A 26944-nucleotide genomic window follows, 5' to 3' on the forward strand; every position below is an offset into this window, starting at 1 on the left:
CACCGGGCCGACGCGGCTCAGGCTGCGGGGAAGCGGCGGCGCGTACGGTTGGCGAAGGCCACCAGCGACAGCATCACCGGTACCTCGACCAGCACACCGACCACCGTGGCCAGCGCCGCGCCAGAGCTGAGACCGAAGAGCGAGATCGCCACCGCCACGGCCAACTCGAAGAAGTTTGAGGTGCCAATCATCGCGCAGGGCGCGGCTATGCGGTGCGGCACCTTCAGCAGGAAGGCCGCGCCATAGGCCAGGGCGAAGATGCCGTAGCTCTGGATCAGGATCGGCACGGCGATCAGCAGGATCACCACCGGGCGCGACAGGATCACGCTGCCCTGCAGGCCAAACAGGATCACCACCGTGGCGATCAGCCCGAGGATCGACCAGGGTTTCACCCGGGCGGAAAAGGTCTCTACCGCGTCCTGGCTGCCCAGCATCCGCCGTGTCGCCAACCCCGCCAGCAGTGGCAGCACCACGTAAAGAACGGTGGCCAGCAACAGGGTCTGCCAGGGCACCGTGATCTCCGTCACGCCAAGCAGGAAGGCCACGATGGGGGCGAAGGCCACGATCATGATCAGATCGTTCACCGACACCTGCACCAGCGTGTAGGTGGCATCGCCCCGCGTCAGCTGCGACCAGACGAAGACCATGGCCGTGCAGGGCGCCGCGCCCAGCAGGATCAGCCCGGCGATGTATTGCGACGCATCCGCGGGCGCGATCCAAGGGGCGAAGACATGCTCGAAGAACAGCACCGCCAGCAGCGCCATGGTGAAGGGTTTCACCAGCCAGTTCACCACCAAGGTCACCAGCAGCCCCTTTGGCTGGCGCGCCACGCCGGCGACGGCGCCGAAGTCGACGTTGACCATCATCGGATAGACCATGGCCCAGATCAGCACCGCGACGACGAGATTGATCGAGGCGACCTCGGCCCCGGCGACCAGCTGCACCAGCCCCGGCGCCAGGGCGCCGATGGCGATGCCGGCAACCATGGCCAGGAAGACCCAGAGGGACAGATAGCGTTCAAAGGCGCCCATGGCGCCCTCCTGCAGCTCGGTGGTGCGGGTCACGGGCGAGGTCTCCTGCGGGATACGAAAAAGGCGGCTGCCCCGGGGGCAGCCGCCTTTGTGATCGCGAAGGTCGACCCGAAGGTCAAGCGGCCTTGGCCGCTCAGGCCTGGGCGCCGCCGCCTGCACTCCGACGGGGCCGCCGGCGCTTGGCACCGCCCGGCTTGGCCCCCGGTGCGCCGCGGCCGCCGCCGGATGCACCGCGCGGCTTGCTGCTGGCGCCGCGACCGCGGCCCCGGCCACTACCGGACTTGCCGCCCGGTTTCGGCGGCGCCACGCGGGGCGATCCCGGAGCCACGCCCGGATGCGGTTCGCCCGCGGCGACGGGGATGTCGATCTTCATCAGCTTCTGGATCTGGCGCAGCAGATCGGCCTCTTCGGGCGCGCAGAAGGTATGCGCCTCCCCCTCGCGACCAGCGCGGGCGGTGCGACCGATCCGGTGCACGTAGTTGTCGGGCACCTCGGGCAGCTCATAGTTGATAACATGGGCCACGCCCGGGATGTCGATGCCGCGCGCCGCCACGTCGGTGGCGACCAGGATGTTGATCGACCCGTCACGGAAGGCCTTGATGGCACGGTCGCGCTGGCCCTGGCTCTTGTTGCCGTGGATCGAGGCGGCGTTATAGCCATCGGCCACCAGCCCCTTCATCAGCTTTTCCGAGCCATGCTTCGTGCGCCCGAAGACCAGCGTCAACGCGCCGGGATCACGGTCCAGGATCTCGCGCAGGCGGGATTGCTTCTCGGCCTTCTGCAGGAAGTGGACCGACTGGGTGATCTTGTCGGCGGCCTTGCCCGGGGGCGTCACCTGCACCCGCTCGGGGTTGTCCAGGTAGGCGCGCGACAGCTCTTCCATCTGCTTCGGCATGGTGGCCGAGAACAGCATGGTCTGGCGCGGCGTGCCCAGATGAGGCGCGATGCGGCGCAGCGCGTGGATGAAGCCCATGTCGAGCATCTGGTCCGCCTCGTCCAGCACCAGGTTGCGAGCGGTCGACAGGTCCACCGCGCGGCGGTCCATCAGGTCGATCAGACGGCCCGGCGTGGCGACCAGGATGTCACAGCCGCGTTCCAGCATGTTGATCTGGCGGTTGATCGACTGGCCGCCAACAACGGTGCGTACCTTCAGGCGGCTGCCCTCGGCATAGATCTTCAGGTTGTCGGCGATCTGGTTCACCAGCTCGCGCGTCGGCGCCAGCACCAGCGCCTTGACGGAACGCGGCAACGGCTTGCTTTGCTGTTCCAGCAGGCGGTGCATCAGCGGCAGGCCGAAGGCCAGCGTCTTGCCGGTGCCGGTCTGCGCCAGGCCCAGCACATCGCGGCCTTCAAGGGCCAGGGGAATGGCTTTTTCTTGGATGGGGGTCGGCGCTTTCAGGCCGGCTTCGGCCAGGCGCTCGGTCAGTCCCGGCGCCAGGCCGAGATCTTCGAATTGGGTCACGTATGATCCTTTCACCCGCAGCGGGCGATCCCGCGCGGAAACGTTGGATCCCCGCCCGGAACGGGCGAGGCATGAGGGTGATGCGGATCCGTACATGAGCGCCTTCGCGCCTCGTGGCCCGCGTCGAGAACCCTGCGTGATGGGGAACCGGGGGAATACGGCTGATGCGCCCCTCGTTGGGCGCGGCATGCTCACGCAGCTGCGCAGCCGTGATGACCAAATGGCGGCTTCTCGGCCTTTTGTCAACTCGCTGCGGTGCGGAAAGCGCGAGACGCTCTGCCTGCCATCTCTGAAAGCATGACATTTCCCATTTCGCAAAGGTGTAGATTAGAGCCATCTGATACCCAATCGGTATCAACGCATGCCTTCCCGATCATTGTGTTTGCATCTTTCAGCGGTCACCTTCTGCGGCGACCACGTAGGGAGGAACCTGATGCGTAACATCACACTCGACAACATTACCGACGCCGTCATCAAATCCATGGATGGCGACATTCCCGCGCGCAACCGCGAGATCATGCAGGCCGCGCTGAAGCATATGCACGCCTTCATGAAAGAGGTGAACCTGAGCTACGACGAGTGGCTGGGGGCGATGGAATGGATGCGCCGCGCCGGCGAGATCTCCAGCGAGGCACGCAACGAATTCATCCTGATCTCGGACATCCTGGGTGTCGAAGTGCTGGCGGACATGCTGGACAAGAAACCCACCCATGACGAGACCATCTCGACCGTGCTGGGCCCGTTCTACCGCGAAAACCCGCCGGTTCTGCCGAAGGGCGCCTCGATCATCCAGAAGGATTTCGAAGGCCAGGAAACCGTGCGCGTGTCCGGTACCATCTACGACACCGAGGGCAACCCGGTGCCGGGCGTGACCATGGATGTCTGGGAAGATGCGCCGAACGGTCTCTACGAACAGCAGGACCCGGATCAGCCGGACTTCAACCTGCGCGGCCGCTTCGAGACCGACGAGAACGGCCAGTACGAATTTGTCGCCATCCGTCCCGTGCCCTATCCGATCCCCTATGATGGCGCCGCGGGCGAGCTGCTGAAGTACATGGGCCACCACCCTTGGCGCCCCGGCCACATCCACTTCATGATCTCCAAGGACGGCTACAAGGGTCTGATCTCGCAGATCTACGACAGCGAGACCGAGTATCTGGACAACGACAGCGTCTTCGCCGTGAAGGAAGACCTGATCGGCAAGCTGGAGAAGGCCCCCGAGGGCGCCGACACCGACCTGGTGATGACCTTCGACTTCAAGATCCGCTCGAACGCGCTGGTCGACAGCGTCGCCGCCGAGTGAGCCCTTTCGGGCAGGCGTCTCCCCTTCGCCTGCCCGTCCTGTCGCCGCGCCCCCTTTGGCGCGGCGTCTTTTTCTGATTTCCCCGATTTTTCGAGCCCGGAGCCGCCATGAACAGCCCCCGCATCGCCGCCCCCGATCCCGCCGCCGCAGCCCCCGGCGACCTGATGCAGGCCACGGCCCTGCGCCGGATCAACGCGCGGATCATCGAGGCGCCGACGCGGCGCAAGCACAAGCTGTCCAACACCTCCGTCGCCCATCAGGGCTATATCTTCGTCGAGGTGGAGCTGGAAAACGGCGTGACCGGCCATGGCGAGGGCTCGACCCTGGGCGGCCCCCGCTGGGCGGAGGAAAGCACCGAGGCGATGAAGGCCAATATCGATGCCTATCTCGCCCCGGCCCTGCTGGGCCATCCCGCCTGCAACCTGGAACAGGCCGCCACGCTGATGGCCCGGGCCTGCAAGCGCAACTACGCCGCCAAGTCCGCCATCGACATGGCCCTGCTGGATGCCACCGGCAAGACTCTCGGCCTGCCCGCCCATGTCCTGCTGGGCGGCGCCCGCGCCACCTCCTTCTCGGCGATCTGGGCGCTGGCCTCGGGCGATGCAGGTCAAGAGGTCGAAGAGGCCAAGGGCATGATCGAGAAGGGCTGGTTCAACCGCTTCAAGATCAAGCTGGGCTTTGCCGACCCCGCGACGGACCTGAACCGCCTCGCGGCCCTGCAAAAGGCCCTGCCCGCTGGCACCGACATCATCGCCGACGTGAACCAGGGCTGGTCCGAGGGCGATTTCATCCGCTACCTGCCGCGCCTGGTGGATCTGGGCGTCAGCCTGGTGGAACAGCCCCTGCCCGCCGACCAGATGGCCGGCATGGCCCGTGCCGCCGACCGCTCTCCCATCCCGATCATGATGGACGAGGGCGTCTTCACCCCCGCCGAGGCCTTCGATGGCTGCACCCGCGCCGCCGGTTCCGTCCTGTCGCTGAAACTGTGCAAGCACGGCGGCGTCCATGCCCTGAAACAAGTCGCGGGCATCGCGAATGCGGCGGGCGTGCAACTCTATGGCGGCTGCCTGCTGGAAAGCTCCATCGGGGCGGCGGCGCATCTGCAGGTCTTCGCCACCCTGCCCAAGCTGCACTGGGGGACCGAGCATTTCGGTCCCAAGATCCTGATCGAGGATCTGGTGACCGACGGCCTGCGCTACGAGGATTACCGCGTGCACCTGCCCGAGGGCCCCGGCCTCGGCATCACCCCCGACCCCGAGCGCATCGAGCGTTACGCCCGCAAAGACTGAAGGGATATCCGATGACCACCACCCTTGCTGCCCGTTTCACGGAGATGGGGCAGATGCTGGCCGCGAAACCGCATCTGCTGCGCCTCGGCGCGCTCTTCTCCGAGACCGTCCTGATCGAGGTCGACGGCAACGAATACTACCTGACCTTCCATCGCGGTCAGCTGGAGCGCGTCACCGAAGGCCCCAGCCGTCAGACGCCCTGGCGCTTTGCCCTGCGCGTCGACGGCGAGGCGCTGGCGAAGTTCTGGGAGCCGGTCCCCGAGCCCTGCTTCCACGACATCTTCGGCTTCGTCAAAACCGGGCGCGGCCGCATTGACGGCGACATCCTCGCCCTGGTGAAGAACCTACGGTTCTTCAAGGAATTCATGGCCCTGGGCCGCAGCCAGGAGGTTTCCGCATGAGCGTCGCATATGAGCCCATCACCGGCCGTTACCTGACCATCGAGGTCGCAGGCCGCCCGGTCCGCATCTACATCGAGGAAGCCGGTCAGGGTCAGCCCGTGATCTGCTTCCATACCGCAGGCGCCGACAACCGCCAGTGGCGCCACATCATGAACGACGCGGAACTGACCGCGAACCACCGCTTCATCGCTCCCGACTTGCCCTGGCACGGCAAGTCCCTGCCGCCCGAAGGGTTCCAGGAAGAGGAATACCTGCTGACCACCGAGGTCTACGTGGAAACCGTGCTGAAGCTGGTCGAGGCGCTGGAGCTGGAAAACCCGATCTACGCTGGCTGTTCCATGGGCGGGCGCATCGCGCTGCAACTGGCGCTGCACACCCCCGAGCCTTTCAAGGGCTTCATCGCCATCGAGGCCAGCGACTTCCAGCCCGCCTGGTACGACATCGACTGGTTCCACCGCCCCGATGCCCATGGCGGCGAGATGGGCGCGGCCCTGGTCAGCGCCAATATCGCGCCCCAGGGGCCTGCGGCGGATCGCTGGGCGACCCAGTGGATGTTCATGCAATCGGGCCCGGGCGTCTTTCGGGGCGATCTGAACTTCTACACCCGCGACGACAGCCTGGTGGGCAAGTTGGGCGGCATCGACACCGCGAAAACGCCCGTGCACATCATGGTCGGCACCTACGACATGACCTGCACGCCCGAGGATGCCCGGCGCACCGCCGAACAGATCCCCGGCGCTACGCTTGCCGTGATGGAAGAGATCGGGCATTTTCCGATGAGTGAAAACCCGGCCACCTTCCGTCCGCATTTCGTCGAGGCTCTCGCGAAGATGGGCTGAGGCGGCGAAAGCGGCTGCTCTTGGACTTCAAACGCCTGAAATACTTTATCGCCGTGGCCGAAGAATTGCACTTCGGCCGCGCCGCCGCGCGCCTGGAGATGGCGCAGCCGCCGCTGTCGCGCCAGATCGCGGCGCTGGAGGACCAGCTGGGGGTGAAGCTGTTCGACCGGGCGCGCAACCAGGTGCGCCTGACGGACGCGGGCGCGGTGCTGCTCGATCGTGCGCGGGAGATCCTGGCGGACCTCGACAGCGCCTACCGCGAAACCCGCCAGGTCGGCCAGGGGCGCGCTGGCCGGCTGCGCATCGCCTTCGTCGGCTCCGCCACCCACGGGCCACTGCCGACGTTCATAAAATCCTACCGGTCGCATTACCCGGAGGTGGACCTGTCGCTGTCGTCGATGAACAACGCCGAGCTGGAACGCTCGCTGATCCAGCGCGACATCGACATCGCCGTGGCGCGCCCCCGCCTGAAAGGGGATGAGTTCCGCTCCGCCCTGCTGATCCACGAGCCGCTGATCCTCGCCCTGCCCGACAGTTCCGAGGCGGCGCGCAAGACGGGAAAGCTGCAGCTGTCGGACGTGGCGGGCGAGACCTTCGTCCTCTACCCGCGCCGCCCGCGCCCCTCCTTCGCCGATCATATCCTGCAGACCTGCGCCGATGCGGGGTTCGTGCCCGCCGAACAGGTCTTCGCCCAGGACTACCAGACCGCGATTTCTCTGGTGGCCGTGGGCGTGGGCGTGGCCATGGTGCCGCGCTCCGTCTCCTTCTCGGCCCGCTCCGGCGTCACCTATCGCGATTACGAGGGCAACAATCCCGGCACCTCTCTGACGGTGCAGGCGCGGCTGGACAACCGCAAGCCGCAGGTGACCAACTTCTTCACCCTTCTGGCGCAATTCACCCGCAAGGCCCGCCTGCCCGAGGCCCCGAAGCCGCCACAGGCCTGACCCATCAGGCTACCCTGTTCGTCAGCCCCTGGGTCAGGGCACCTGCGCACGCCGGAAGGCATCGCTCCAGCGCGTCAGGAGCTGGGCGCGGCGATTGCGATCCAGCGCCACCAGAAGCGCGGGCGTCAGCGGGATCGACCGGCGCGCCGAGGGCGCCAGCCCGGTTTCCGGGGCCGCCATGTCCGCGACCAGCCCCGCCGTGGCCAACATGGCCTGCGCCTCGGGCGTCAGCAGGAATTCCAGCAACCGCCCCGAGGCCTCGGCCCGGTCTGCGCCCTTCGGGATCATGTAGCCACGCGACAGGACCAGCGTGTAATCCTCGGGCAGGATGGTGCCCACCTCGTCGCCGGCCGCCGTGGCCACGTAGGAGCCCAGCACGTTGTAGGCGATCAGGTAGCGCCCCTCGGCCACGCCGCCGATGATCTCCGCCGAACAGCAGGTGGCGACGGCGCCGACACGGGCGAAAGCCTCCAGCATGGAACCGAAGGTCGTGGCCTCCAGACTGTCGGCATAGGCGAAGAGGAAGCCCAGGCCGGACTCGGCAATGTCGTAGGTGGCGATGCGGCCCCGGTAGCGGTCCGGCTCGGCCCGCAGGGCGTCCAGCAGGGCGAAACGGCTGCGCGGCACCTCATCACCCGCCAGAAGCCGGGTGTTGTAGACGATCACCGCCGGCTCCATCGTCACGCCCCAGAGCTCGTCCCGCCAGCGCCGCGTCTCTGGCAGCGCCTCGGTCGCCGGCGAGCGGTAGGCCGTGGCGCAGGCGGCGTTCACCAGCCAGACCATCTGTTGCACGGCGGAGGAGAAGACCGCATCGGCCACCGCCCCCCCACCCCGGCAATCGTCGCGGGAGCGGTCGAACAGAGCGTTGGATCCCCATTGTTCATAGGTCACCGTTAGCTCCGGATTGCGCTCCGCAAAGCGGGCGATGACCGGCTCCAGAATGGCGATGTCGGTGGTGGAGCGCAGCAGGAAGGGCGTGTCTCCGCTTCCGTAACGCGCCGTCGCCTCCTGCGCGGCAAGCGGCGCGGGCAGGACCGACAGGAAGGTCAGGGCAAGAGCGGAAAGACGGGCGATCATGAAGCCTCCTCCGTGGGGGCGGCGGGCAGGTCCAGCGTGGCGCGGAAACCGCGATCGGTCTGCCCCAGATCGACGCGGCCGCCGAAGGCCTCGGCCACTGCCGTCACGATGGAAAAGCCGATACCGGTGCTGCGCTCGCCGCTGCCCGACGAGCGGTTGAACCGCGCCCCCAGTTTCGCCACCACCTCCGGTGCGGGACCGGGACCCGCATCCTCGACCCAGAGCTGGGCACGGGCGCCTCGTCCCGCCACGCCCATGGTCACCGGTGCCTGCCCATGAGCCAAGGCATTGGCCAGCATGTTGCGCGCCGCCTCCCCCAGCGAGAAGGCATCGGCCATGACCATGACCGGATCCTCTCCGATCTCCAGCCGCAGGCCGGCGCCGGGCGACAGGGTGGCGTGGTCGTCCTCCTCGAAGATCTCCAGCGCCACCTCGCGCAGATCCACGGCGACGCGCGGCAGGCTGTCGGTGCGATGCACCACCAGCGCATGGCTGAGAAGCTGGTCCAGCAGTCGGCCCAGCGACCGCGTGCGGGTCAGCAGCCGGTCCAGCGCGCGCATCCGGGCGGCGCCGTCGCCCTCGGCGCGCGCCGTTTCGGCCTGCACCCGGATTGCCGCGACCGGCGTGCGCAGCTGGTGCGCGCTGTCGGCGATCAGGTTGCGCATCGCCGCGAACTGCCCCTCCAGCCGGCCCATGAACCGGTTCATGGACCCCACCATCACCTGCAATTCCGACGGCAGACCGGCGACAGGCATCGGCGTCAGGTCGTGCGGGTCCCGCTCTGCCAAATCCTCCGACAGCGCCTCCAGCGGGCGCAGGGCGCGGCGCAGGACCAGGGCCGCGATCCCCATCAGGACCAGCCCCGCCAGCGCCATGGGCAAAAGCGCGTCCAGCATCAGCTCGGTCGTCATCGCCTTGCGGGCGCGCAGCGTCTGGCCCACCGTCACCTCCACCGGGCCGGAAAAGTCGCGCTCGACGAAGCGCCGGGTCAGGCGGACGAAACGCGCGGGTTCGCCGTGCAGGCTGGCCTCGAAATAGCTGACCCCGGGTTCACCGGCTTCCGGCACCGCCACCGGCGCACGGGCGTCGAGGCCGGTCACCAGCTTTCCGCCCGGGCCGTGCACGGCATAGTAGATCCGGTCATCCGGGGCCTGCGCCAGCAGCTGGAAGGCGGACACCGGCAGATCGACGAAGGGCGCCCCGTCCTGCACGCGGATCGCCTCGGCGATGTCGCGGGCGGCGCCCAGCAGAATCCGGTCGTAGGATTGCCGGGCCGCCTGCTGACCATTCCACCAGATCGAGCCCGTCACCAGCACGCCGCCCAGCAGGAGGATCACCAGCACCGCCCCCAGCACGCGGGAGGCCAGGCTGCGCGGCGGGGCCAGCAGGTCAGCCATCCACGGCGATCCGGTAGCCGACACCGCGCTGCGTGGCGATGCCCACCCCGCTGCCGGCGAATTTCTTGCGCAGCCGCGCGATGTAAAGCTCGATCGCGTTCACGCCGACATCGGTGCTGTCGAAGCCGTAAAGGGAATCGTAAAGCCGCGCCTTGGACAGGTATTGCCCCTGGTGGCGGATCAGCATGTCCAGCAGCGCCGCCTCGCGCCGGGTCAGGTCCAGCGGTCGCCCGTCCAGCGTCGCGCTGCGGTCATTGGGGGCATAGCACAGCGCGCCCAGCTCGATCTGGCCTTCCTTGCGATCTGCCTCGCGGCGCACCAGCGCGCGCAGCCTTGCCTCCAGCTCTCGCTGGTCGAAGGGCTTGCCAAGGTAGTCGTCCGCGCCCTGGTCCAGCGCCTCGACCCGGTCGTCGACCGAGGTCAGCGCGGTCAGCATCAGCACCGGGGTGCGGTCGGCGGCAGCGCGCATCCGGCGCAGCAGCGACAGGCCGGACCCATCGGGCAGGTTGATGTCCAGGATCAGCGCGTCATAGCGCTGCACGGCGCGGAAATCCTCGGCCTCCTCCAGGCTGGCCGCCAGGTCGCAGACCACCCCCGACCGGACCAGGTGGGCCACCACGCCCTCCGCCAGATCCTCGGCATCCTCGACCATCAACACGCGCATTCACGCACCTTTCACACCTGCGGGCCTTGCGGGGCTTGACGCCCCAAACCGTCGCCCTGCCCTTCCTGTCATGATGACAGGTTCATGACAGGTCAATCAGTTATTCATGTCCGGCCCGCAGGAAGGAGGTCCAGGCCTCACGTTCCTGGCGGGCGAAAATGCCGGCGCAGGGAGAGTGCCGACAGTTCTGAGGAGACACACATGAAATTCTTCGCCCCCCGTGGTGCAATTGCCGCCATCGCCCTGTCGCTGAGCGCGGTTGCCGCCCAGGCCCAGGAAAACCCCGAGTGCATCGCCCCCGCCAACCCCGGCGGCGGCTGGGACTTCACCTGCCGCCAGGTCGGCAAGTCGATGCAGGACCTCGGTCTGATCGACAAGACCATGCAGGTCGTCAACCTCGCCGGTGGTGGTGGCGGCGTGGCCTTCGCCGAAGTCGTCAACAAGCGCGGCGATGACAACGACCTGATCGTTGCCGCCTCCTCCGCCACCGCGACCCGCCTGGCGCAGGGCGCCTACCCGGGCAACACCATGGACGAGGTCCGCTGGCTGGCCTCCATCGGTGCCGACTACGGCGTCGTCGCCGTGGCCGCCGACAGCGAGATCGACACGCTGCCGCAGCTGTTGGACGCGATCAAGGAAGACCCGACCTCGACGTCGGTCGCCGGCGGCTCCGCCGTGGGGGGCTGGGACCACCTGAAGGTGCTGATCGCCGCGGATGCCTATGGCATCGAGGACGTGCGCCAGGTGAAGTACATCGCCTTCGATGGCGGCGGCGAGGCCGTGACGCAGCTGCTGGCCGGCTCCGTCCAGGCCTTCACCGGCGACATCTCCGAGGCCAAGGGCTTCGTCGACAGTGGCGACATCAAGGTCATCGCGGTGCTGGCGCCCGAGCGTCTGGATGGCGAGTTCTCCGAGATGCCGACCGCCCGTGAACAAGGTGTGGACGCCATCGGCGCCAACTGGCGCGGCTTCTACGCCCCCGGCGGCATGAGCGACGAGGCCTACGATGCCTGGGTGTCGAAGATCGCCGACCTCTACGCCTCGGACGAGTGGAAAGAGATCATGGCCGCCAACGGCCTCGCGCCGCTGGACCTGCAGGGCGCGGACTTCGAGGCCTTCGTCTCGGACTCGGTCGCACAGATCCAGTCCATCTCGCGTGAAATCGGGATCATCAAGTAAGATCCCGGGCCCGCCGGCCCCACCCCTTCTCGGGGCCGGTCCCAAGGGCGCCGCGTTCCTCCCGCGGCGCCCGATCCCTTCGCTTCCTTCCCTCCCTGACACCCGTAAAGGAGACCGCCATGAGCGATCGCATCTTCGGTGTCGTCGGCATCCTCCTCGCCATCGCCTTCGCCGTCTCGGCGCTGGCGATCGAGGAAAGCTTCCTGTCAGACGCCGTCGGCCCCAAGGCCTTTCCCCTGATCATCGCTGCCGTGCTGGGCCTGTCCAGCGCCGCCATCGCCCTGCGCCCGGATCCGGAACCGCAATGGCCCGCCCTGGGCCGTCTGGTCGAGGTCGGCGCCGCCGTTGTGGTGATGATCCTCTACGCCGAACTGCTGCCGGTCGCGGGCTTCGTCATCGCCACCGCCTTTGCCGCCACCTACCTGGCCTGGCGCCTGGGCTCCGGCCTGCTGGGGTCGCTGGCCACCGGCGTCGGCACCTCGCTGGGCATCTATGTCATCTTCCACCTGGTCCTGGGGCTGTCGCTGGCCCGCGGCCCGCTGGGTTTCTGAGGAGCGTACAATGGACATTCTCGCATCCCTCGGCGACGGCTTCGGCATCGCCCTGACCTGGCAGAACCTGGCGCTGGCCCTGCTGGGCTGCTTCCTGGGCACGATCATGGGCGCCCTGCCGGGCCTCGGCCCGTCGAACGGCGTCGCCATCCTGATCCCTCTGGCCTTCACCATGGGCCTGGGCGCCACGCCCTCGCTGATCCTGCTGACATCGGTCTACTACGGCGCCATGTATGGCGGTCGGATATCCTCCATTCTGCTCAACATCCCCGGCGATGAACCGGCGATGATGACCTGTCTCGACGGTCACCCCATGGCCAAGAAGGGCATGGCGGGCGAGGCGCTGTCGCTGTCGGGCGTGGCCTCCTTCGTGGGGGCCTTCATCGCCACCTGGGGCCTGATCCTGCTGGCCCCGCAGCTGGTGAAGATCGCCCTGCTGTTCGGTCCGGCGGAATATTTCGCCCTCTTCGCCCTGGCCTTCATGACCCTGGGCGGCGTCAGCTCGACCAATCAGGCGAAATCGGCCTTCGCCGCGGCTCTGGGCCTGGGCCTGGCCACCATCGGCGTCGACACCCAGACCGGCGTGCCACGCTTCACCTTTGGCGAGGTGCACCTCTATGACGGCCTCGACTTCCTCGTCGCCATCGTCGGCCTCTTCGCCCTGTCCGAGGTCTTCATCTTCCTCGAAAACCGCCATGGTGGGAACGCGGACGGATCGAAGCTGAAGATCGGCAAGCTCTATCCGCCGATGTCGATGCTGAAGGCCTGCACGCCCACCATGCTGCGCACCTCGGTGCTGGGCTTCGTCGCCGGCGTCCTGCCGGGCGCGGGCGCCTCGCTGGGCAGCTTCATCAGCTATTCGATGGAAAAGCGGCTGGTCGACAAGGAGAAGACCTTCGGCACCGGTGATCCGCGCGGCGTCGCGGCCCCCGAGGCCGGCAACAACGCCGCCGCCGGTGGCGCCCTGGTTCCGATGCTGGCGCTTGGCGTGCCGGGCTCCGGGACCACGGCCGTCCTGCTGGCCGTGCTGCTGTCGCTGAACATCACGCCGGGTCCGCTGCTCTTCTCGCAGAACCCGGATGTGGTCTGGGGCCTGATCGCGGCGCTGTTCATCGCCAACTTCATGCTGCTGGCGATGAACATCCCGATGGTCGGCCTGTTCACCCGCATCCTGATGGTGCCCTCGCGCGTGCTGATGCCGATCGTGGCCATGGTCAGCTTCGTGGGCATTTACGGCATCTCCGGGTCCAGCTTCGACCTGCTGGTGATGATCGGCTTCGGCGTCATGGGCTGGGTTCTGCGCAAGCTGGACGTGCCGTTGGTGCCGATCATCCTCGGCACGCTCCTGGGCAACTCGATGGAGAACAACCTGCGCCGCGCCGTGACCATCGACAACGGCAACTGGCTGACCCTGTTCGACAGCCCGCTGTCGCTGGGCCTCTGGGCCATCGCCATCGTGGGCTTCGTCCTGCCGCTGTTCTTCGGCCGCAAGGTCAAGGCCAGCATGCACGAGCGCCGCGACGAGGAAGGCTCGATCAGCGACTGAGCCCCCTGGGTCAGCTTTGAAAACCGCGAAGGGCGGGAGCGCGCAAGCCTCCCGCCCTTTGTCATGCGCCTGCTGTCAGGAAATGCCCTTCAGGAAGACCGACAGGCCCAGCTCGAACCGCTGACGCCAGGCCTCCGTCTCGGGGCGGAAATTGGGATCGACCAGCGCGTCGATGAGTGGCAGGTGCAGCATGTCCATCAGCAACGCCGCCGCCGCCTTCGGATCGCTCACACGGATCTCGCCCCGGTCACGCGCCCGCTCCAGCTCTGCCAGCAGCAGGGCCTGCTTGCTGCGCGGGCCCTCCTCCAGGCAGCGCCGCGCCAGGCGCGGGTGCTTCGGCGCCTCGACGACGGCCAGCCGGAACAGCGCCACCGGCAGTTCCCAGGCCTCCGCCGGGGCGTCGAAACGGAACAGCAGGCGGACACGATCGGCAAATCCCAGGCGTTCGTCAGGTACCTCCTGCGCCTGCAGCAGACAGGCGAAACGATCATCCAGGTAGGCGTCGAACAGGGCGTCGCGATCCTGGAACAGCGTGTAGAGGGTCTGTTTCGACATCCCGGCGCGCTGCGCGATGGCCGCCATGGTCATGCCCTGCAGGCCGACTTCCTGAAAGTGGCTGTCCAGTGCCTCCAGAATGAGCGAGCGGCGCTTTTGCGAGTCGATGACGACCGGCCGCCCCTTGCGCGGGCGCTCCGGCTCTTGGCCTTCCCCGCTGCCGGTGTTCTGATCGCTTTTCGTCACACTTGCCTCCTGCACAGCCCTCTGTGCCTTCCTACAGACGAAAAGCACTTGTGAACCGCCCCGTTCAGTATTTATGAGACTGCGGAGTCTTGTATGAGAACTGCCGGCACGCGCCAAGCGCTTTTCCCGGTACATCGAAGAGGAGCCGTAAATGGCCCAAGTGAGTAAAGCATCGGTCCGTTCGATTGTCTCGGCCCTTGCCCTGTCCGCCTCCCTCGCCCTGACCACCGGGGCAGCCCTGGCCCAACAGGGTGGGGAACGCCCCCCGGCGGCCGTAACCGTGCAGACGTTGCACCCCCAGTCCCTGACGCTGACCTCCACCCTGCCCGGCCGCGTGCGTGCCGTCGCCGAAGCCGAGGTGCGCCCGCAGGTCAACGGCATCATCACCGAGCGGATGTTCCGTGAAGGCAGCATGGTCGAAGAGGGCCAGGTCCTCTACCAGATCGACCCGACCACCTATGAGGCGGCGCTGGCCCAGGCCGAGGCCTCCCTGACCTCCGCCCAGGCACAGCTGCGGGCCGCCGAACGCGATTTCGAGCGGGTGCAGGAACTGGCCGATCGCGGCATCAACAGCCAGCAGGCCATGGACGACGCCACCTCCGCGCGTGACATCGCCCAGGCCCAGGTGAAGATGGCCGAAGCCGCGCTGCGCACCGCCCAGATCGAGCTGGACCGCACCCAGATCCGCGCCCGCCTGTCGGGCCTCGTGGGCCTGTCGGAGGTGTCGCAGGGCGCCCTGGTCACCGCTAGCCAGGCCACGCCCCTGACCACCATCCGCCAGCTGGACACGGTGCACGTGGACGTGACCCAGTCCGCCGCCGAGTTGCTGGACTGGCGCCGCGGCGCCGCCGACATCGGTGACGGCGCCGAGGCCGAGGTTTCGCTGACCCTGGCCGACGGGTCCGAGTTTGCACACACCGGCCTGCTGACCGCCGCCGAACCCCACGTGGACGAACAGACCGGCGTCGTCGTCCTGCGCATGGAGTTCCCCAACGACGAGATGATGCTGCTGCCCGGCATGTACGTGCAGGTCGAGATGCCGACCAACGCGATGGACAACGTCTATCTCGTTCCGCAGGAAGCGGTGACCCGTGACCGCCGTGGCAACCCGCAGACGCTGGTCGTCACCGCCGACAATACCGTCGAACAGCGCAGCCTGACCGTCCTGCAGGACCGCGGCAGCGACTGGGTCGTGACCGAGGGCGTGAACGATGGCGACCGCGTCATCGTCGCCGGCCTGCAAAACGCCTCCCCCGGCGCCACGGTCTCCCCCCAGGAACGCGCCGCCGACGGCGACGACGCATCGGAGTAAGCCGACACTATGGCACGTTTCTTTATCGAAAGGCCCATCTTCGCATGGGTCATCTCCATCATCATCATGGGGGTCGGCATCCTGTCGATCCTCACCCTTCCGATTGCGCAGTATCCGCAGATCGCTCCGCCCTCGATCTCGGTCCGGGCGATCTATCCGGGCGCCTCGGCGCAGACGGTGGCCAATACCGTGACGCAGGTCATCGAACAGCAGATGACCGGCCTCGACGGCATGCGTTACATGTCGTCGAACTCCTCCTCTGCGGGTTCGGCCTCGATCACCCTGACCTTCGAGACGGGGACGGATCCGGACATCGCCCAGGTTCAGGTGCAGAACAAGCTGTCCCAGGCCATGCCGCTGCTGCCGGAATCCGTGCAGCGCCAGGGTGTGACGGTGCAGAAATCCGCCGCCGGCTTCCTGATGGTGATCTCGCTGATCTCCCCCGATGGCAGCTATGACGAGACCGATCTGGCCGACTACATGCAGACCAACCTGGTCGACGACATGTCGCGGATCGAGGGCGTGGGCTCCATCCAGGTCTTCGGCTCGCAATATGCGATGCGGATCTGGCTGGACCCGGCGAAGCTGACCTCCTACGGGCTGACGCCTTCGGACGTGACCAATGCGGTCAGCCAGGAGAACTCGCAAATCTCCGCCGGCGCCTTCGGCACCCGTCCCACTTCCGACGGGCAGATGCTCAACGCCACCATCACCGCGCAGTCCCTGCTGCAAACCCCCGAGGACTTCCGCCAGATCGTGCTGCGCGCCGAGGAAAACGGCGGGCTCGTCCTTCTGGGTGACGTGGCAGAGGTCGAGATCGGCGCCCAGGGCTACGACTTCTCGGCCACCTACAACGGCCAGCCCGCGACCGGCATGGCGATCAGCCTGGCGTCCGGCGCCAACGCGCTGGACGTGTCGGAACGGGTCTACGAGCAGATGGAGGAGTACGCGGAGTTCTTCCCCGAGGGGGTCGACTACGTCATTCCCTATGACACCACGCCCTTCGTCGAAATCTCCATCGAATCCGTGATGCACACCCTGATCGAAGCCATCGTACTGGTGTTCCTGGTGATGTATCTGTTCCTGCAGAACTTCCGCGCGACGCTGATCCCGACGCTGGCCGTGCCGGTCGTCATCCTGGGGACCTTCGGCGTGATGGCGGCCATGGGCTTCACCATCAACACGCTGACCATGCTGGCCATGGTGCTGGCCATCGGCCTGCTGGTCGATGACGCCATCGTGGTGGTCGAGAACGTCGAGCGCATCATGGAGGAGGAACACCTCTCGCCGCTGGAGGCGACGCGGAAATCCATGGGCCAGATCACCGGCGCCCTGATCGGCATCGCGCTGGTCCTGTCGGCGGTGTTCGTGCCGATGGCCTTCTTCGGTGGTTCCACAGGGGTGATCTACCAGCAGTTCGCCATCACCATCGTTTCGGCCATGACCCTGTCGGTGATCGTGGCACTGACCCTGACGCCGGCGCTTTGCGCCACGATCCTGAAGCAGGGTCACGGCACCAAGCGCGGTTTCTTCGGCCTGTTCAACCGCGGCTTCAACGCCACGACCCGCGGCTACGGCGCGCTGGTCGCGGGCATCGTGAAACGGCCTTTCCGCATGGTGCTGGTCTATGCCGCACTTGTGGCGGCCATGGCCTTCATGTTCATGCGCACCCCCACGGGCTTCCTGCCCGAGGAAGACCAGGGGATCATGTTCGTGATGATCCAGGCTCCGACCGGCGCCACGCTGGAACGGACCGAAGCGGTCATCGACCAGGTCGAGGCGCACTTCCTCGAAAACGAGAGCGACGCGGTCGAGGCGGTCTTCGGCGTGGCGGGCTTCGGCTTTGCCGGCCAGGGGCAGAACATGGGCCTGGCCTTCGTGCGGATGAAGGACTGGAGCGAGCGGGAGAACCCCGCGCTGTCGATCCAGGCCGTCGCGGGCCGCGCCTATGGCGCGCTCAGCCAGATCCAGGATGCCATGGTCTTCCCGATCGTGCCGCCGGCCGTGACGGAACTGGGCAACGCCTCGGGCTTCGACATGTACCTGCAGGCCCGTGGCGGCCAGACCCACGACGAACTGGTGGCCGCGCGCAACCAGCTTCTGGGCATGGCCTCGCAAAGCGAGCTGCTGACCGGGGTCCGGCCCAACGGGCTGGAAGACGCGGCGCAGTTCAACCTGGACATCGACTGGCGCAAGGCCGGCGCCATGGGCGTCTCCGCAGCCGACGTGTCGAACCTGCTAAACATCGCCTGGGCCGGCAGCTACGTGAACGACTTCATCGACCAGGGCCGGATCAAGCGGGTCTATGTCCAGGGCAACTCCGACAGCCGGTCCACGCCCTCGGACATCGACAAGTGGCGGGTGCGCAATGCCTCCGGTGGCCTGGTGCCCTTCGCCAACTTCGCCGAAGGCTCCTGGCAGCAGGGCGCGCAGGGTGTCTACCGCTACAACGGTGTGCCCGCGATGCAGATCCAGGGGAACCCGGCCGAAGGTGTCACCACCGGCGAGGCCATGGCCGAGGTGGAACGCCTGGTCGCGCAGTTGCCCGATGGCTTCGACCTCGCCTGGACCGGCCTGTCGCTGGAGGAACGCGAATCGGGCAACCAGGCGCCGCTGCTTTACGCGCTGTCCCTGGCTGCCGTCTTCCTATCGCTGGCCGCCCTTTACGAAAGCTGGTCGATCCCCTTCGCGGTGATGCTGGCCATGCCCATCGGTGTGCTTGGCGCGCTGATCGGCGCCTGGGCGGGTGGCTTCGAGAACGGGGTCTTCTTCCAGGTGGGTCTGCTGACCGTGATCGGCCTGACCGGCAAGAACGCGATCCTGATCGTGGAATTTGCCCGCGACCGGATGGAGATGGGCGAGGATCTGGTCCATGCGACCGTGGATGCCGCGAAACAGCGTTTCCGTCCGATCATCATGACCTCGATGGCCTTCTCGCTGGGCGTGGTGCCGCTGGTTCTGTCCACCGGCGCAGGCTCCGGCGGTCGGAACGCCATCGGCTCGGGTGTTCTGGGCGGCACCATTTCCTCTTCCGTGCTGGGGATCCTGCTGGTGCCACTGTTCTTCGTGGTGGTGATCCGTCTCTTTACCCGCAAGAAGCACAAGCCGAGCTGACCCCGGCACTGACAGACCAGACATGCGAAAGGGCCGGTGTTCTCACCGGCCCTTTCGCTTTGCGACACTCGTCCCGCGAGCCCCCCCCGATCCACGCGGTCGGCGCCTCGGGGGACACAGGCAATGGCCACGAAAAAGGCGCGGGCCCTAAGGGGCACCGCGCCGATCCGTCATTCCGCGATGTCGCGCGCCTCAGTCTTTGCGGCGCGGCTTGTCATTGGCCCCGACGAAGCCCTTGCCTTTGGGCTTGCCGTCGGCTTTGCCACCCGGCTTGCCCCAGACACGGCCTTCGGATTTCGGGCCGGGCTTGCCACCGAACTTGGCGCCACCGGGTTTGCCACCCGGCTTGCCGCCGAACTTGGCACCGAACTTGGCACCGCCGGGCTTACCTGCGGGTTTGCCACCAAACTTCGCCCCGGGCTTGCCGCCCGGCTTGCCCTTGCCGAAGACCGCACCCTCGGTCCGTTCGCGCAGCGCGTCGGACTTGGCGCCATCCTTGTGGCGCGGCTTGCGGTCCCGCGGCGGGCCGGCCCGTTCGGAGGGGTTGGAGAAGCTGGCCGACTTGCGCGGCGCCTCGTCACGATCCTCGCGCGGCTTGCGGGGCTTGTCCTCGAAACGGTCGCCCTTGGGCTTGTCGAAGCGGGGTTTGTCGCCACGCGGCTTGTCCCCCCGGGGCTTGTCGAAACGATCGCCCCGCGGCTTGTCGCCGAAACGGTCGCCCTTCGGCTTGCCGCCGAACTTGCCGCCGCCCTCCGGGCGCGGGCCGCTGTTGCGCTGGCGCGGGGCGAAGGTCGGCACGCCCTCCACGGTGCGGACGCTGACGCCCTCTTCCAGGACATTGTCGGCGCCCAGGCTGGACAGGAAACCGTCGACCGCAGGCTCGGCCAGTTCAACGAGGGTCTCGCTGTCCTGAACGCGGATGGCCCCGATCTGGGTCTTGTCCAGGCCCCCGGCGCGGCACAGCAGCGGCAGCAGCCAGCGAGCCTCGGCGCGGTCGTTCTGACCGACCGACAGGGCGAACCAGCGGCTGGGACCGAAGTCCTGCGCCGGGCGCTTCTCGGGCTTGGCATCGGGCGCGCGCAGCTCTTCCGGCGCGGCCTGGCGTTCCTGGTACAGACGCAGGTAGGCGGCGGCGATGGCCTCCGGCCCGTGACGTTCCAGCAGGCGCGCGGCAAAGGCGGCCTGTTCCTCGGTCGGGGCCTGCGCCCAGGCGGGATCTTCCATCAGGCGGGTCTCATCCGCGGCCTGGATGTCCTCGGCCGAAGGCGCCTCGGTCCATTCGGCGGTGATCTTGGCCCACTTCAGCAGGCGCTGCGCCTTGCCGGTGGCCTTGGGCGGCACGATCAGGGCGGAAATCCCCTTGCGCCCGGCCCGGCCCGTGCGGCCCGAACGGTGCAGCAGGCTTTCGGTGTTCGTCGGCAGATCGGCGTGGATCACCAGTTGCAGGTTGGGCAGGTCGATGCCACGGGCGGCCACGTCGGTGGCCACGCAGACGCGGGCACGACCGTCGCGCATCGCCTGCAGGGCATGGGTTCGTTCACTCTGGCTCAGCTCGCCCGACAGGCTGACGGTGGCCAGGCCGCGGTTCGTCAGCCGCGCGGTCAGGTGGTTCACGGCGGCGCGGGTGTTGGCAAAGACGATGGCGCCCTTGTCGTGGTGGAACCGCAGCAGGTTGAAGATCGCGGCCTCGCCGTCGCCCTGGGCCACACGCACCGCCTCATAGGCGATATCGGCGTGCTGGGTGGCGCCGGTCAGGGTGCTGACCCGCTGCGCATCGGTCTGGAACTGCTCGGCCAGCTTGACGATCATCGGCGGCACGGTGGCCGAGAAGAGCAGCGTGCGACGTCCCTCGGGCGCCTCGCCCAGGATGTATTCCAGGTCATCGCGGAAGCCGAGGTCGAGCATCTCGTCGGCCTCGTCCAGGACCACGGCACGGATGTCGCCGAGATCCAGCGAGTTCCGCTCGATATGGTCGCGCAGACGCCCCGGGGTGCCGACGACGATATGGGCGCCGCGTTCCAACGCGCGCCGTTCCTGGCGCATGTCCATGCCACCCACGCAGGAGGCCACCACGGCGCCGGTCTTGGCGTAGAGCCACTCCAGTTCCGAGCGCACCTGGAAGGCCAGTTCGCGCGTCGGCGCGACGATCAGCGCCAGCGGCAGGGCGGCGGGGCCGAAGCGTTCGGCCTCCCCCAGCAGGGTCGGTGCGATGGCCAGGCCGAACCCCACCGTCTTGCCCGAGCCGGTCTGGGCGGAGACGAGCAGGTCGGACGCCACCAGCTCGGGCGCGCTGACGGCCTCCTGCACGGGGGTCAGCTGGTCGTATCCGCGCTCGGCGAGCGCTTCGGACAGGGAAGAGATCATAGGGAGAGGTCCATGGGCAGAGCGACGGCACGAGGACGTCGCGAAAAAGAGGCCTGTTGGGGCTGAAGCTCCGCCCTATAAGGCCCCGCGCGTCACAAGTATATGGGGAAAGCGCGGAAAATCGGCCTTTTCTGCCGCGACGCGGCGGGAAAAGGGTTCGATCCCGGCAAAATGGCCATTTCGGGCGCCCGGGGCGGGCGCCATCCCCCGCCCGGCCCCGGTCGAGGCACGCTCAGAATCCGCTGACGCCCGGCAGCCAGGTCGACAGGATCGGCACGAAGGTGATCAGCATCAACGCCCCGAAAAGCGCGACGAAGAAGGGCGGCATTTCCCGGATCAGTGCCGAGGGTTTCAGCTTCACCGTCGAGGAGACGACGAAGATCAGGCTGCCCACGGGCGGGGTTGTCAGGCCGAGCGTCAGATTGACGATGACGATGATGGCGAAATGGTTCGCGTCGATGCCAAGCGCCAAGGCGATCGGCGCCAGGATCGGCACCAGGATCATCACGCCGGGCAGCGGATCCATGAACAGGCCGAAGATCAGCAGCAGCAGGTTGACGGCCAGCAGGAAAACGATCGGTGACAGGTCCCAGGCGATGATCGTCTCGGCCAGGAACTGCGGCACGCCCTCGATGATCAGTACCCAGGCGAAGGCCCGCGCGGCCCCCAGGATCAGCAGCACGGCAGTGGCCGTCAGCGCCGCGCGCAGCACGATCTGCGGCAGGTCGCGCAGGCGCAGCGAGCGGTAGACGAACATGCCCACGACCAGCGCGTAGAAGACGGCGATCACCGAGGCCTCGGTCGGGGTGAAGATGCCGAAACGGATGCCGCCGACGATCAGCACGATCAGCAGCAGCGCGGGGATGGCATAGACGAAGATGCGGAAGATCTCGGCCAGGCCGGGCATCGGTGCGCCGCTGACATAGCCGCGGCGGTGGCTGACATAGCCGTTGGCCACCAGCACCAGAAGGGTGATCAGCACGCCCGGCAGGACGCCCGCCATGAACAGCGACCCGACGGAGACCTCCTGGTCCTGCATGGCGTAGATGATCATGGTGATCGACGGCGGAATGATCGGCCCCACGACGGAGCTGGCGATGGTCAGCGCGCCCGCATAGCTGCGGTCATAGCCGCCCTTTTCCATCATGCGGATCATCATCGAGCCGGGCCCCGCTGCATCGGCCAGGGCCGAGCCGGAGATGCCCGCGAACATGGCCGAGCTGACCACGTTGGCGTGGCCCAGACCGCCCTTCAGATGGCCGACCAGCGATTGCGCCAGGCGCAGCAGCGCCATGGTCACGGCGCCGCCGGTCATGATCTCGGCCGCGAGGATGAAGAAGGGCACGGCCAGCAGCGGGAAGCTGTCGAGGCCCGAAAACATCTCCTTCACCACCACCAGGTTGGGATAGGAGGAGCCGAAGCTGAGCGCGACGAAAACCGCGATGGACATGGCGAAGGCCACGGGCAGGCCGAGCGCCAGCAGGATGAACAGCGCGGGAAAGAGGATCTCAGCCATTGGCGCCCCCGGGAAGGGAGGCCTCGCCGGCCTCCTCGTCTTCAAGATGCTTGTAGGCGCCCGCCGTGATGAAGGGATGCGCAATCAGCAGCAGGTGCAGGATCATCAGGCCGAAGCCCACTGGCATGGCGGCATAGATATAGAGGAACGGCAGGCGCAGCGCCGGCGTCACCTGGTATTGCATCCGCTGGGCGTATTGCATCCCCACCCAGACCATGAAGCCGAAGAAGATCAGCAGGCCCAGCACCAGCAGGCCGCGCAGGATCTTCTGGCCCATCTGGGGCAGCGCATCCTGCAGATTGGTAATGGCCACATGGCCGCCGGTGCGCAGCACCAGCCCCGCCCCGCTGAAGGTCATCCAGATCATCAGGTAGCGCGCCGCCTCGTCCGCCCAGGGCAGAGAATGGCCCGTCAGGTAGCGCAGCGAGATGTTGGCGCCGACGATCACCGTCATCGCGGTCAGCATCAGGATCAGCGCCCAGCCGTTGAGGGCGACGAAGATATGTTCCAGCTTCTTCACAGGGGGCCTCGGGCAGAGATGCCGGCGCCCCGGAGGGCGCCGGCGATCAGGGTTACTCGTAGTTCACGATCGACTGGACCAGGTCCTCGCCGTAGGTTTCGTAGTAGCCTTCGTAGGCGGCTTCGATGGAGGCCTGGAACGCGGCCTTTTCCTCGGCCGACAGCTCGTTCACTTCCATGCCGCGTTCCTTCAGCGTCTCGACGCCGGAGGTTTCGACCTCATCGACGAAGCCGCGCATCGCGGCGCCGGCCTCGACCGCAGCCTTGTCGAACGCGGCTTTCTGGTCGTCATCCAGGCCTTCCCAGAAGGGACGCGACACCAGGATCATGGCGGGCGAATAGACGTGGCCCGACAGGGTCAGATACTTCTGCACCTCGTTCAGCTTCACCGAGACGATCACCGACAGCGGGTTTTCCTGACCGTCGATCACGCCCTGCTGCAGCGAGGAGATCACCTCGGGCCAGGCCATCGGGGTCGGCGCCGCGCCCATGGCGTTGAAGGCCGCCAGGTGCACCGGGTTTTCCATCGTGCGGATCTTAAGCCCGGCCACGTCCTCGGGGGTGTGGATCGGGTTGCGGTTGTTGGTGATGTGGCGGAAACCCTGTTCGCCCCAGGCCAGCCCGTGCAGGCCGACGTCGTCGAACTTGGCCAGGATCTCCTGGCCGATCGGGCCGTCCAGCACGCCGCGCGCGTGGTCGAAGCCGCTGAACAGGAAGGGAATGTCGAAGACACCGGTTTCCGGGACGAAGTTGGCCAGGGTGCCCGAGGACACGATGGTCGCCTCGATGGTGCCCAGTTGCAGGCCCTCGATCACTTCACGCTCGCCGCCCAGGCCGGAGGACGGGAAATGGGTGAAGGTGAAATCGTCGCCGGTCTCTTCCAGCACCACCTCTTCGAAGGTGGCCGCGGCGACGCCATAGTGGCTGTCTTCCGCCAGGGCGTAGCCGATCTTCACCTCGGTCTGGGCCGCAGCCGGCAGGGCGAAGGCAACAAGGGCGCTGGTGGCAAGCAGCCCGCGGGTCACGATGGTCATTGGGTTTCCTCCCTTGGAACTCTGCTCTGCAGCGCCCGGACGGGCGCCGCAGATCCGACGGGATACGTACCACACCGGACGGCGAGGAAAACCCCGCCGTTCAGGTTTTCGGCAACTTTCGAAAGAATTTTACAAGCTCCGGGACATAGGCTTGCGCGTGGCCCGCCTCCACGGTTGCAGAAAGTGCCGAGGAAATGCCATCCGCGATGGTCTGCTGGGCGCCCGCCGCCTCGGACATGGCACGGTAATAGTCGATGTCCTTCTGCGCGTTGGCCACGGCGAAGGGCAGCGCGTCACGGTTGCCCTCAGTAATATAGGGCGCCAGGCGGTCCAGCGCAGCGGAGGCGCCGCCGCCGGTGGCCAGGACATTGACGAAGGCCTGCGGGTCGACGCCCGCATCCGCGGCCTGGGCCGCGGCTTCGGCCAGCAGGGTCATGAAGCCCACCGAGACGTAGTTGTGCAGCAGCTTCATCCGGTGGCCGTGGCCGAGGGGGCCGACGTGCTCCACCGCCTCGGTGAAGGAGGCCAGCACGGGGCGCACCTGCTCCAGCACCTCGGCCTCGCCGCCGACCAGCAGGTTCAGCGTGCCGGCATGGGCATGGGTCGCTGTGCGCGTCATCGGCGCGTCCAGGTAGTGGGCGCCGGCCTTGGCAACGATCTCGCCCATGCGCTGCGTCGACTCGGGCAGCGCGGTGGAGCAATCGACGACCACGGCGCCGGGTTTCAGCGCCTCGACCAGACCGTCCTTGCCGCTGACGATGGCCTCAACCTGGGGCGAGCCGGTCACGCAGAGGATGATGACATCAGACACAGCGGCCACCTCGGCCGGCGTGGCGCAGGGCGTGGCGCCCAGCCCGGTGATCTCGTCCACCGGCTGATTGCCCGGGTGATCCAGGAAACTCAGGGGGAAGCCGCCGCGCCCCAGGACGTTGCGGGCGATGCCATGGCCCATGAGGCCGACGCCGATGATACCGACATGCATGTGATTTCTCCTCGTTCTGGCGCGGGTCCCCTGGAGCGTCCCGGGGCCGGCGCGATCGGGGGCGCGCCCCTCCGGCCCGCCCCCTGCTGTCTTGCGGCAGGGCGATCCCCCTGCCCCTGCCTGGATCCCGGCGCGCGCAGGCGCGCCGGGGCTGCGATCAGTCCGCGTTGATCCAGATCGCCTTGGTATCCAGGTATTCCTCCACGTGCTGCAGCCCGCCTTCGCGGCCATAGCCCGACATCTTCATGCCGCCGAAGGGCACGGCGGGGTCGATGGCGTGGTACATGTTCACCCAGACCGACCCGGCCTTCAGCCGGTGCGCCAGCTTGTGCGCGGTGCCCAGATGGGTCGAGAAGATCCCGGCGGCCAGGCCGTAGGGCGTGGCATTGGCGCGTTCCACCACCTCGTCCAGCGTATCGAAGGGCATCGCGGAGATGACGGGGCCGAAGATTTCCTCGCGCGCGATGGTCATCTCGTCCGTCACGCCGCCGAAGACCGTCGGGTGGAAGAAGTGGCCGCCGGCGAAGTCGTCGCCCGCAACACGGTTCCCGCCCGTCAGGATCTCGGCGCCCTCGTTCGGGCCGACCGACAGGTAGCCCTCGATCCGTTCCGCCTGGCGGGCGGAGATGATCGGGCCGATATCGGTGCCTTCCTGGATGCCGTGGCCGATGCGCAGGTTCGCGGCATAATCGGCGACGCGGCGGGTGAACTCGTCATGGATCTCGCGCGCCACGAAGAGGCGCGATCCCGCGATGCAGATCTGGCCCGAGTTGGCGAAGACGGCCATGGCGGCGACCGGAACGGCCTTCTCGATGTCAGCATCGCGGCAGACGATGACGGGCGACTTGCCGCCCAGTTCCAGCGAGACGTGCTTCAGGTTGCCGGTGGCGGCGCGGGCGATGGCCTGGCCCGTGGCGGTCGAACCGGTGAAGACGATCTTGTCGACGCCCGGGTGTTCCGCCAGGGCCGCCCCCGCGTCCACGCCGTAGCCGGTGACGATGTTCAGCACCCCGTCGGGCAGGCCGCATTCCTGCATGATCCGCGCGATCATCAGCACGGTCAGCGAGGCCTCCTCGGAGGGTTTCAGCACCACGGTACAGCCCGTGGCGATGGCCGGCGCGATCTTCCAGATCGAGCCCGCGATCGGCGCGTTCCAAGGGATGATCGCGCCGACGACGCCGATGGGTTCGCGCACGGTCTGGGAATAGATCTCTCCGGGGAAGGAGTTGCCGATGGTCTGGCCGTGGATCGACACCGCCTGGCCCGCGTAGAAGCGCAGCATCCCCAGCACCCGGCGGCTGTTGCCCAGGGTCCGCTGGATCGGCATGCCCATGTCGAGCGTATCCGACAGGCACAGGCGTTCCCATTCGGACTCGAACTTTTCGGCGATCTTCAGCAGCAGGTTCTGACGCTCGAAGGGGGTCCAGTTGGCCCATGGGCCCTCGAAGGCGGTGCGCGCGGCCTTCACCGCCGCGTCGATGTCGGCCTTGCTGCCCTTGGGCACGGTGGCCAGCAGGGTGCCGTCGGCGGGGTTGCGGGCGTCGAAGGTCTCGCCCGTCTGCGCCTCGACCCATTTGCCGTCAATGAACATCGGGCGGAAGCCGCCGTCGTAAAGCTCTGCTGCCGCAGTGGTCCAGTCTTTCATCGTCTTTCCTTCCGTCTCGCGACGCGCCCGGCGT

At 67.4% G+C, this 26944-nt stretch carries 22 protein-coding genes; 10 read left to right on the forward strand and 12 right to left on the reverse strand.

Features of this window, described 5'->3' with window-relative positions; genetic code table 11:
- Positions 1–17: 17 nt before the first annotated feature.
- Both arsB and CVM50_RS13060 read right to left on the reverse strand, forming a co-directional pair.
- Entirely contained in the window at positions 18–1031 is a 1014-nt protein-coding gene (gene arsB / locus CVM50_RS13055; RefSeq protein WP_085887267.1) for an ACR3 family arsenite efflux transporter, read from the reverse strand.
- Between the two features lie 133 nt (positions 1032–1164).
- Positions 1165–2493, reverse strand: a complete 1329-nt coding sequence (locus CVM50_RS13060) for a DEAD/DEAH box helicase (RefSeq protein WP_100148500.1) — start codon at positions 2491–2493, stop codon at positions 1165–1167.
- A gap of 433 nt (positions 2494–2926) precedes the next feature.
- On the opposite strand from CVM50_RS13060, the gene CVM50_RS13065 reads away from it, so the two are divergent.
- The 5 genes from CVM50_RS13065 to CVM50_RS13085 all read left to right on the forward strand — a co-directional run bounded on the left by CVM50_RS13065 (position 2927) and on the right by CVM50_RS13085 (position 7269).
- Complete coding sequence (locus CVM50_RS13065; RefSeq protein ID WP_085886857.1) at positions 2927–3796, forward strand: dioxygenase family protein; 870 nt, start codon at positions 2927–2929, stop codon at positions 3794–3796.
- 107 nt (positions 3797–3903) lie between these two features.
- Positions 3904–5085, forward strand: a complete 1182-nt coding sequence (locus CVM50_RS13070; protein WP_085886858.1) for a muconate/chloromuconate family cycloisomerase — start codon at positions 3904–3906, stop codon at positions 5083–5085.
- 11 nt (positions 5086–5096) lie between these two features.
- On the forward strand, positions 5097–5486 hold the full coding sequence (locus CVM50_RS13075) for a hypothetical protein (RefSeq protein ID WP_085886859.1): 390 nt from the start codon (positions 5097–5099) through the stop codon (positions 5484–5486).
- Complete coding sequence (locus CVM50_RS13080) at positions 5483–6325, forward strand: alpha/beta fold hydrolase (protein ID WP_085886860.1); 843 nt, start codon at positions 5483–5485, stop codon at positions 6323–6325. The genes CVM50_RS13075 and CVM50_RS13080 overlap by 4 nt, the downstream gene beginning before the upstream one ends.
- Positions 6326–6345: 20 nt before the next feature.
- Positions 6346–7269 (forward strand): LysR family transcriptional regulator, encoded by a 924-nt coding sequence (locus tag CVM50_RS13085; RefSeq protein ID WP_085886861.1) that lies wholly within the window; start codon positions 6346–6348, stop codon positions 7267–7269.
- A 33-nt stretch (positions 7270–7302) separates the two neighbouring features.
- On the opposite strand, the gene CVM50_RS13090 is transcribed toward CVM50_RS13085, so the two are convergent.
- The 3 genes from CVM50_RS13090 to CVM50_RS13100 are packed head-to-tail and all read right to left on the reverse strand — an operon-like array spanning position 7303 to position 10407.
- Positions 7303–8346, reverse strand: coding sequence for an ABC transporter substrate-binding protein (locus CVM50_RS13090; protein ID WP_100148501.1), 1044 nt, complete (start codon positions 8344–8346; stop codon positions 7303–7305).
- Positions 8343–9743 (reverse strand): sensor histidine kinase, encoded by a 1401-nt coding sequence (locus tag CVM50_RS13095; RefSeq protein ID WP_085886862.1) that lies wholly within the window; start codon positions 9741–9743, stop codon positions 8343–8345. The genes CVM50_RS13090 and CVM50_RS13095 overlap by 4 nt, the downstream gene beginning before the upstream one ends.
- Positions 9736–10407 (reverse strand): response regulator transcription factor, encoded by a 672-nt coding sequence (locus CVM50_RS13100; protein WP_085886863.1) that lies wholly within the window; start codon positions 10405–10407, stop codon positions 9736–9738. Before CVM50_RS13100 ends, CVM50_RS13095 begins: the two co-directional genes overlap by 8 nt.
- Before the next feature lie 201 nt (positions 10408–10608).
- Here CVM50_RS13100 and CVM50_RS13105 point away from each other — a divergent pair, with 201 nt between their 5' ends.
- The 3 genes from CVM50_RS13105 to CVM50_RS13115 all read left to right on the forward strand — a co-directional run bounded on the left by CVM50_RS13105 (position 10609) and on the right by CVM50_RS13115 (position 13683).
- Positions 10609–11586, forward strand: a complete 978-nt coding sequence (locus CVM50_RS13105) for a Bug family tripartite tricarboxylate transporter substrate binding protein (protein WP_085886864.1) — start codon at positions 10609–10611, stop codon at positions 11584–11586.
- A 119-nt stretch (positions 11587–11705) separates the two neighbouring features.
- The gene (locus CVM50_RS13110; RefSeq protein WP_085886865.1) at positions 11706–12137 is read left to right on the forward strand and encodes a tripartite tricarboxylate transporter TctB family protein; all 432 of its coding nucleotides are present in this window, start codon (positions 11706–11708) and stop codon (positions 12135–12137) included.
- 10 nt (positions 12138–12147) lie between these two features.
- Complete coding sequence (locus CVM50_RS13115; protein ID WP_085886866.1) at positions 12148–13683, forward strand: tripartite tricarboxylate transporter permease; 1536 nt, start codon at positions 12148–12150, stop codon at positions 13681–13683.
- 75 nt (positions 13684–13758) lie between these two features.
- On the opposite strand, the gene CVM50_RS13120 is transcribed toward CVM50_RS13115, so the two are convergent.
- A complete protein-coding gene (locus tag CVM50_RS13120; protein WP_232618240.1) occupies positions 13759–14424 on the reverse strand; it encodes a TetR/AcrR family transcriptional regulator in 666 nt (221 codons plus the stop codon).
- 151 nt (positions 14425–14575) lie between these two features.
- Between CVM50_RS13120 and CVM50_RS13125 the strand changes: the two genes are divergently transcribed.
- Positions 14576–15736, forward strand: a complete 1161-nt coding sequence (locus tag CVM50_RS13125; protein WP_085886867.1) for an efflux RND transporter periplasmic adaptor subunit — start codon at positions 14576–14578, stop codon at positions 15734–15736.
- A gap of 9 nt (positions 15737–15745) precedes the next feature.
- Complete coding sequence (locus CVM50_RS13130; RefSeq protein ID WP_085886868.1) at positions 15746–18850, forward strand: efflux RND transporter permease subunit; 3105 nt, start codon at positions 15746–15748, stop codon at positions 18848–18850.
- Positions 18851–19042: 192 nt separating this feature from the next.
- Here CVM50_RS13130 and CVM50_RS13135 read toward each other — a convergent pair whose 3' ends face one another.
- From CVM50_RS13135 to CVM50_RS13160, 6 genes are all read right to left on the reverse strand, one after another.
- Positions 19043–21214, reverse strand: a complete 2172-nt coding sequence (locus CVM50_RS13135) for a DEAD/DEAH box helicase (RefSeq protein WP_085886869.1) — start codon at positions 21212–21214, stop codon at positions 19043–19045.
- A gap of 232 nt (positions 21215–21446) precedes the next feature.
- Positions 21447–22730, reverse strand: a complete 1284-nt coding sequence (locus CVM50_RS13140; RefSeq protein ID WP_085886870.1) for a TRAP transporter large permease — start codon at positions 22728–22730, stop codon at positions 21447–21449.
- Positions 22723–23250: a TRAP transporter small permease gene (locus CVM50_RS13145; RefSeq protein WP_085886871.1), complete on the reverse strand. Its 528-nt coding sequence runs from the start codon at positions 23248–23250 to the stop codon at positions 22723–22725. Before CVM50_RS13145 ends, CVM50_RS13140 begins: the two co-directional genes overlap by 8 nt.
- 52 nt (positions 23251–23302) lie before the next feature.
- Complete coding sequence (locus CVM50_RS13150) at positions 23303–24283, reverse strand: TRAP transporter substrate-binding protein (protein ID WP_085886872.1); 981 nt, start codon at positions 24281–24283, stop codon at positions 23303–23305.
- Positions 24284–24383: 100 nt separating this feature from the next.
- Entirely contained in the window at positions 24384–25496 is a 1113-nt protein-coding gene (locus tag CVM50_RS13155; RefSeq protein ID WP_332835662.1) for an NAD(P)-dependent oxidoreductase, read from the reverse strand.
- Entirely contained in the window at positions 25423–26910 is a 1488-nt protein-coding gene (locus tag CVM50_RS13160) for an aldehyde dehydrogenase family protein (protein WP_085886874.1), read from the reverse strand. The genes CVM50_RS13155 and CVM50_RS13160 overlap by 74 nt, the downstream gene beginning before the upstream one ends.
- Positions 26911–26944 lie beyond the last annotated feature (34 nt).

The sequence above is a fragment of the Pseudooceanicola marinus genome (assembly GCF_002786295.1).
GTDB classification, from domain to species: domain Bacteria; phylum Pseudomonadota; class Alphaproteobacteria; order Rhodobacterales; family Rhodobacteraceae; genus Pseudooceanicola; species Pseudooceanicola marinus.